The organism is Bacillus sp. AFS001701 (assembly GCF_002559405.1).
In the GTDB taxonomy this organism is placed as follows: domain Bacteria; phylum Bacillota; class Bacilli; order Bacillales; family Bacillaceae_G; genus Gottfriedia.
On sequence record NZ_NTZO01000287.1, the window covers coordinates 1 to 1,572 of the forward strand.

Here is a 1,572-nt window from a genome sequence, read left to right on the forward strand (position 1 = left end):
TTCCCACTAAAAAACTACTATGAATCATTCATCAAGAAAGAAATAGATGTTATAATAATTTCAGGTGATAGTATGATTAAAAAAGGGATATGTTTATTTTGCCTAAGAGTAACAGATGTTGCTCCGTTATATAGTTGGGATGTAAAAGGTAGAACAAATTATTATTGTCAAGATCATTATTTTGAGGTTAAAACCTTTCACAACAAACAAAAAAGAGAATTTATTAAAGCATTTGAGAATGATAACGACAGAAAGAATTTAAGTAAAGAGAATTTGGAATTGTATAATCGATTAACGAAAAATCACCCTGCTACCAAACAGTAGCAGGGATTTTCTTTTATGTTTGAGTGTGCATTACTTCTCCTACCTTATTCTTGAAGTAAAAATATAAGGTAAGTAAGCATTCTGAAACGGTCGTTTTTACTATGGAATCCGTTGCCCTTGTTTGAATACTAGCTTTCGCTATAACTGACTTTTAACATGTAATATCTATCCTACATGCTTGAATAAAAGGGAACTTGTAACAATAACAAATTAATTAATAACCTTTGATCTATTCAAATTTTCAGCTTTACCCATACCGTAGTATACTAGATAACCCACCAGACCTTATGTAGTCCTCACATAGACTTGACACACCGTAAACAAGGAAACGGTTTGTTTGTGTCAACGCTGACTTTATGCAGCCCCTCAGCTTAGGTTATGTCGGTTATAAGTGTGTGCCTTACAGTTTCTAAAAAGACAATAAGAAACTAAGCCTATTGACCACAATTTTTGAAAAATGGTATAATAGACGTACAAGAAGGATTTTTCTATTCAATTTTAGTGGGTTGGATCAGATAAATCTTCGTTGGACACCTATTGCAGTAGGTGTCTTTTTTTTTGTTTAAATTGTTGTAAGGCTTGTCCTATTAAATATCAATATTATTCAATGGGTTGAATTTATCGTTTTGCTCCTTTAAAGCAGTTCCCCAAAAAGCCACATACTTTTCTGTTACTGATATATTTTCATGATTGAGCAATGATTTAAGAGTCATTACATCCATACCCCCTACAAGGCATCTGTGGGCGAATGTGTGGCGAATTGAGTGTGCTGATAATCTTACCCCTTCAAAGTTCATTTCCTTCTTCAGCGTCTTGAAAAAGCTACTTACAGCCTCTTCTGTTAATTGAGTGTTCTTACCCGAAGGAAACAAATACACTTGATCTTCTTTTAAAAATTCTTCAAGAAAAATTCTATATTCTAAGAGCTCTCTTTTTAATTTCAGTGTAAATGGAATACTCGAAACCCTTCGCTTCTTACCGTAAATACGAATAACCTGGTTTTCAAAATCTATATCGCTCCATTTGATATTTATAACCTCACCCCTGCGAACTCCAGTAGATAATAAAAAAATGAACATTTTACGATTCCTGAATGTAACAAAAGAGTTGGCATGATAGTTGAACTTTTTTAAATGCTTCAATATCATATTAATTTGCTCATCCGTCAAAACTTCAATCTGGACTTGTTCTTTTATTTTTTTTAATTTTTTAATTGGTTTATCATCTTCTAAATACTCTTCTTCAGCT

General features: G+C 32.5%; 2 protein-coding genes. One reads left to right on the forward strand and one right to left on the reverse strand.

Features of this window, described 5'->3' with window-relative positions:
* A partial coding sequence (locus CN514_RS18080) for a hypothetical protein (protein WP_176525960.1) occupies positions 1-324 on the forward strand: 324 nt, incomplete at its 5' end.
* A 587-nt stretch (positions 325-911) separates the two neighbouring features.
* Here CN514_RS18080 and CN514_RS18085 read toward each other — a convergent pair.
* On the reverse strand, positions 912-1,572 hold a 661-nt coding region (locus CN514_RS18085; protein ID WP_098233792.1), incomplete at its 5' end, for a tyrosine-type recombinase/integrase.